The organism is uncultured Microbacterium sp. (assembly GCF_963521695.1).
Taxonomy (GTDB): domain Bacteria; phylum Actinomycetota; class Actinomycetes; order Actinomycetales; family Microbacteriaceae; genus Microbacterium.
Window position 1 is genome coordinate 1 of sequence record NZ_CAUQWC010000212.1, and the last position, 6043, is coordinate 6043.

At 68.3% G+C, this 6043-nt stretch carries 7 protein-coding genes; 5 read left to right on the forward strand and 2 right to left on the reverse strand.

Annotated features, from left to right (window positions below; genetic code table 11):
• Both RWP81_RS13475 and RWP81_RS13480 read right to left on the reverse strand, forming a co-directional pair.
• Positions 1 to 461 (reverse strand): hypothetical protein (locus RWP81_RS13475; protein WP_314456903.1); only part of this gene is annotated, 461 nt, incomplete at its 3' end.
• Positions 462 to 661: 200 nt separating this feature from the next.
• Positions 662 to 1648 carry a COX15/CtaA family protein gene (locus RWP81_RS13480; protein ID WP_314456905.1) on the reverse strand — a complete coding sequence of 329 codons (987 nt, stop codon included), beginning with the start codon at positions 1646 to 1648 and terminating at the stop codon, positions 662 to 664.
• A 255-nt stretch (positions 1649 to 1903) separates the two neighbouring features.
• Here RWP81_RS13480 and sufB point away from each other — a divergent pair, with 255 nt between their 5' ends.
• The 5 genes from sufB to RWP81_RS13505 form a co-directional block, all read left to right on the forward strand.
• Complete coding sequence (sufB, locus tag RWP81_RS13485; protein WP_314456907.1) at positions 1904 to 3322, forward strand: Fe-S cluster assembly protein SufB; 1419 nt, start codon at positions 1904 to 1906, stop codon at positions 3320 to 3322.
• A 64-nt stretch (positions 3323 to 3386) separates the two neighbouring features.
• A complete protein-coding gene (gene sufD, locus RWP81_RS13490) occupies positions 3387 to 4592 on the forward strand; it encodes a Fe-S cluster assembly protein SufD (protein WP_314456909.1) in 1206 nt (401 codons plus the stop codon).
• Positions 4589 to 4918: a non-heme iron oxygenase ferredoxin subunit gene (locus RWP81_RS13495; RefSeq protein ID WP_055955137.1), complete on the forward strand. Its 330-nt coding sequence runs from the start codon at positions 4589 to 4591 to the stop codon at positions 4916 to 4918. Before sufD ends, RWP81_RS13495 begins: the two co-directional genes overlap by 4 nt.
• Before the next feature lie 37 nt (positions 4919 to 4955).
• Positions 4956 to 5726 carry a Fe-S cluster assembly ATPase SufC gene (gene sufC, locus RWP81_RS13500; protein ID WP_314456912.1) on the forward strand — a complete coding sequence of 257 codons (771 nt, stop codon included), beginning with the start codon at positions 4956 to 4958 and terminating at the stop codon, positions 5724 to 5726.
• Between the two features lie 9 nt (positions 5727 to 5735).
• On the forward strand, positions 5736 to 6043 hold a 308-nt coding region (locus RWP81_RS13505; RefSeq protein ID WP_314456914.1), incomplete at its 3' end, for a metal-sulfur cluster assembly factor.

Here is a 6043-nt window from a genome sequence, read left to right on the forward strand (position 1 = left end):
GCGTCGAGCTGGGGGGCGCCGTGACCGGCCTCGGCCGTGGCGCGGGCCGGAGCGGGAGCCGACGACGGCGTTTCGACGTCGGCGTCCTCCACCGAGATGGGGGCGGCGGTCGTGGCGGGCGTGTACGCCGCGACGGCGGGGTCGGCGACCGTCTCGTCGTCGCTGGACCAGTCGATGCTCTCGACCGCCACGTCGGGGCGGCGGGTCAGGGCGGCGGCTGCGCCCAGCGCGAGCACAGCCACGATGCCCACGGCACCGGCTCCGAGCACCGCGGCGCCGACGACGACCCATGACTGACCGACGTAGACCTGCACGACGGTGGCGTTGGGGTCGTTGAGGACCTCCTCCATCGCGGTGATCCCGTTCAGGACGATCGCGAGTCCGCCGATGATGGCGGCCAGGGATCCGGCGACGAGCACCCAGAAGGGGATGCTGGTCAGCAGACGGGGACGAGTGTGCATGGGATGAACTCCTTGTCGTTCCGACCCGGGGGAGCCGGAAAGCGTCATCCGACGCGGTGGCATCGGATGGATCACGGGCGCGGGGCACCCGGGGAACAACACTGTCTCACCCGGCGGTGTCGGCGTTAGGGGTCGCCGATGAATGCCCTATGAGCGTATAAGAGCGCCGTCTCGCCCCGACCGCACCGGCCGGCGGGTGCTCAGCGGCGCGCGGACGCGGTCTCGCGGCGCCTGGCCGGCTCGTCGGCGACGGTCGGCTGCTTCAGGCGCAGAACGACGACGGTCATGGTCGCCGCGGCCAGAGCGGCGAGCACCATGTGGGTGCCGACGGCGAGCTCGGGCAGCCCGTTGCGCGCCTGGTAGAGGCCGACGGCGATCTGCACGAGTTCGACGGCCAGCAGGGCGGTCGCCCAACGACGTACCGGGAGGCGGAGCCGCCACGCGATCACGACGACCACGAGGGTGAGGGCGAACAGTGCGTACCCGGGCCACGCGTGCACGTGCTCGAGCACTTCGGCGTCGAACCCGTTGCGAATGGAGGCCTCGTCACCCGAGTGGGGACCCGCACCCGTGGTGAGCACGCCGAAGACGATGGTCAGCGCGAGGATCGCTGTGGTGGCGTGCACGAGTCCTGCGAACCAGCGCGGGGCGGCGAGCGTGCGGGCGCCGGCCGGCTGGTACATCCGCACCAGGAAGGCCGCGCACACGGCGACGAGCGAGACCGACGCGACGTAGTGGAAGCCGACGATGAAGGGGTTCAGGCCCGTCAGCACCGTGATGCCGCCCACGATCGCCTGCGCGACGATGCCCACCAGCACGATGAGGGAGAGCGCGAAGAGCACCCGACGCTCGTGACGCATGCGCCACACGAGCACGACGACGGCGATGGCCAGGATGCCGACGAGCCCGGTCAGCGTGCGGTTGCCGAACTCGATGACGCCGTGGATGCCCATCTCGGGCGTGTTGATCAGGGAGTCGGGTGTGCACCGCGGCCAGGTCGGGCAGCCGAGCCCCGACCCGGTGAGTCGAACGGCCCCGCCCGTGCCGATGATCAGCACCTCCGCGACGAACGACAACCACGCGAACACCCGCACCCGCCGGTCGACGTCGACGGGCAACCAGGCGACGAAGCGTCGCAGGGGCGCGGGAACGCGGGTCGGTGACGTGGGGGACGAAGCGGAGGGCATGCGTACGGCTTCCTGGCGTCGAGGCGGCCCCGGCGGTCCCGGTGTGCGGGGGAGCGGTGCTGCCGTTCCGGGAGCGGGTGCCTGTAGAATCGAAGGGTCCGGGTGCGTCGCTCACGCGATCCGCACCAGAGACAGTCTAGGCGCGCAGCCAGCGCCTTCGAACGGGCCCACCAGCGACATTCCTGGGACTTCGACCGGAGTCCGGAATGCCGGGGCGGATGACACCGTTGAGGCCCGAGAAGGAGAGTGATCACCATGTCCGATGTACTCATCGACCGACCCGAGCTCGAAAGCCTGGGGCAATACGAGTTCGGCTGGCACGACACCGATGCCGCCGGTGCGCTCGCGCAGCGCGGGATCAACGAGGACGTCGTTCGCGGCATCTCCTCCCTGAAGTCCGAGCCGGAGTGGATGCTCAAGACGCGCCTCAAGGGCTACCAGCTCTTCGGCCGCAAGCCCATGCCCACCTGGGGTGCCGATCTCAGCGAGATCGACTTCGACAACATCAAATACTTCGTGCGCTCGACCGAGAAGCAGGCCCAGTCCTGGGAAGACCTCCCGGAAGAGATCCGCAACACCTACGAGAAGCTCGGAATCCCCGAGGCCGAGCGCCAGCGCCTCGTCGCCGGCGTCGCCGCGCAGTACGAGTCCGAGGTGGTCTACCACCAGATCCGCGAAGACCTCGAGCAGCAGGGTGTCATCTTCATGGACACCGATACCGCGCTGCGCGAGCACCCGGAGTTCTTCGAGGAGTACTTCGGCACCGTCATCCCCGCGGGCGACAACAAGTTCGCCGCTCTCAACACGGCGGTGTGGTCGGGCGGCTCGTTCGTCTACGTCCCCAAGGGCGTGCACGTCGAGATCCCGCTGCAGGCGTACTTCCGCATCAACACCGAGAACATGGGTCAGTTCGAGCGGACGCTGATCATCGCCGACGAAGACAGCTACGTGCACTACATCGAGGGCTGCACGGCGCCGATCTACAAGAGCGACTCGCTGCACTCGGCCGTGGTCGAGATCATCGTGAAGAAGAACGCGCGCGTTCGATACACGACGATCCAGAACTGGTCGAACAACGTCTACAACCTCGTCACCAAGCGTGCCGTCGCCCACGAGGGCGCGACCATGGAATGGGTCGACGGCAACATCGGCTCCAAGGTGACGATGAAGTACCCCTCCATCTACTTGATGGGCGAGCACGCCAAGGGCGAGACCCTCTCGGTGGCCTTCGCCGGTCCCGGTCAGCACCAGGACGCCGGCGCCAAGATGGTGCACATGGCGCCGTACACGCAGTCGTCGATCGTGTCGAAGTCCATCGCTCGCGGCGGCGGTCGCGCGGGCTACCGCGGTGAAGTGCGAGTGGATGCCAACGCGCACCACTCCGCGAACACCGTGCGGTGCGACGCGCTGCTGGTCGACACCATCTCGCGCAGCGACACCTACCCCGCGATCGACATCCGCGTCGACGACGTGCAGCTCGGGCACGAGGCGACCGTCTCGAAGGTCAGCGAGGAGCAGCTCTTCTACCTGCAGTCGCGCGGCATGCCCGAAGACGAGGCCATGGCCATGATCGTGCGCGGGTTCATCGAGCCCATCGCGCGCGAGCTCCCCATGGAGTACGCCCTCGAACTGAACAAGCTCATCGAGATGGGCATGGAGGGCAGTGTCGGATGATCTCTTCGGCGACACCCGCGTCTCCCGTGTTCTCCCCTCTCGCGCCGAACGGAGTATCAGCTCAGTGACCACTGCGACCACGACCCCCGCGGAACACGGCACCGCCGCCGCCGGGGGGCACATCGACCCGGCCGCCCTCGTGGCATCCATCGTTCCGGTGCAGACGCGCTCGGAGCGGGCGACCTCGTTCGATCCGGCCGACTTCGGCACGCCGACGGGCCGCGAGGTCAACTGGAAGCTCAGCCCCGTCGACCGGCTCGCGCCTCTCTTCGTCGACGAGGCCGGCCCGACGGGCGTCATGCACGTCGAGGTCGACGCTCCGGCCGAGGTCGAGCATCTGCGTCTCGCGGCCGGTGACGCGCCGCGCGGCGAGCACTTCCGTCCCGAAGACCTGATCGCCGCCCTCGCCTGGACCCACGAGTCCGAGGCGCCGCTGCTGCGGATCCCGGCGAACGTCGAGCTCGACGAGCCCGTGATGGTGCGCCTGACCGGCACCGGTGGCCTGGCGCACGCCCACGTCGTGATCGAGGCGCAGCCGAACTCACGTGGCACCGTCGTCCTGCGGCACGAGGGCACCGCCCAGCATGCCCAGAACGTCGAGATCCTCGTGCGCGACGGTGCCGACCTCACGGTCGTGTCGGTGCAGAAGTGGGACGACGACGCGATCCACGCCTCGGCCCACCAGGCGCGCGTCGACCGCGACGCCAAGCTCACCCACGTCGTGGTGAGCTTCGGCGGCGGGGTCGTGCGCGTGAACCCGTCGGTGGAGCTCTCCGGGGCGGGATCCGAGGGTCGCCTGTACGGTCTGTCGTTCGCCGATGCCGGCCAGCACCTCGAGTCGCAGGTGTACCTGCACCACAAGGGCGCGCAGACCGTCGGCGACGTGCTCTACAAGGGAGCCCTTCAGGGCCAGGGTGCCCGGAGCGTCTGGATCGGCGACGTGCTCATCGGACCGGATGCCACGGGCACCGACTCCTACGAGGCGAACCGCAACCTCGTACTCACCGACGGCGCACGCGCCGACTCGATCCCGAACCTCGAGATCGAGACCGGCGACATCCGGGGTGCGGGCCACGCCAGCGCCACGGGTCGTTTCGACGACGAGCAGCTGTTCTACCTCCAGGCCCGCGGTATCGCCGAGGACGAGGCGCGACGGCTGGTCGTGCTCGGCTTCCTCAGCGAGATCGTGCAGCGGATCGGCATCCCCGAGCTCGAGACCGAGCTGACCGAGGCGATCGAGCGCGAGCTGGCCGAGGGAGCCGCCGCGTGAGCGCCTCGCGCGCCTGCGCGTTGAGCGACCTCGTGCAAGACGAAGCGCACCGCGTCGAGATCGACGGCACCGCGATCGCGGTCGTCCTCGACGGCAACGGCGAGGTGCACGCGATCGGCGACGTCTGCACCCACGGCGACATCTCGCTGTCGGACGGCTTCGTCGAGGGCGAGACGCTGGAGTGCTGGGCGCACGGCTCGGCCTTCTCGCTGAAGACCGGACGCCCCCTGAACCTCCCGGCCTTCGAGCCGGTGCCCGTGTACGAGGTCGTGATCGACGGAGACGACGTGCTCATCGATCCTTCCGTCACCAAGGCGACGGCCTGAGCCGCGCCCACGACCCCAGACTTACGTAAGGAACCCCATGCCTGTCCTCGAGATCCGCGACCTCCACGTGACGGTCGAGACGGAGAACGGTACGACCCCGATCCTCAACGGCGTCACGCTGACGCTCCGCACCGGTGAGACCCACGCCATCATGGGTCCCAACGGCTCCGGCAAGTCGACCCTGGCGTACACGATCGCCGGTCACCCCAAGTACACCGTGACGAGCGGCTCCATCACGCTCGACGGCGAAGACGTGCTCGAGATGACCGTCGACGAGCGCGCTCGCGCCGGTCTCTTCCTCGCCATGCAGTACCCGGTCGAGATCCCGGGTGTCACGGTCACCAACTTCCTGCGCACCGCCAAGACGGCCATCGACGGCGAGGCTCCGGCCATCCGCAGCTGGACCAAGGACGTCAAGGGAGCCATGTCGAACCTGCGCATGGACCCGACGTTCGCCGCACGCAACGTCAACGAGGGGTTCTCCGGCGGCGAGAAGAAGCGCCACGAGATCCTCCAGCTCGAGCTGCTGAAGCCCAAGATCGCCGTGCTCGACGAGACCGACTCCGGCCTCGACGTCGACGCGCTCAAGATCGTCTCGGAGGGCGTCAACCGCGCCAAGGAGCAGACCGACCTCGGCGTGCTGCTCATCACGCACTACACGCGCATCCTCCGCTACATCCGTCCGGACTTCGTGCACGTGGTCGTCAAGGGCCGGATCGTCGAGGAGGGCGGCCCCGAGCTCGCCGACCGTCTCGAAGAAGAAGGATATGACCGTTTCCTCGAGGCCGGTACGCCGGTCGACGCGTAAGATCGTTACATGACCGCAACGCTCGCGCCCGAGAAGTACGACGAGGTCACCGAGGCCCTGAAAGACGTCATGGACCCCGAACTGGGGATCAACGTCGTCGACCTGGGGCTCATCTACGACCTCGCATGGGACGACGAGAACGACGCCCTCGTCATCCACATGACCCTCACCTCGGCCGGCTGCCCGTTGACCGACGTGCTCGAAGAACAGACCGCACAGTCTCTCGACAACGTGGTGGACCGTTTTCGCATCAACTGGGTGTGGATGCCGCCGTGGGGCCCCGAACGGATCACCGACGACGGCCGCGACATGATGCG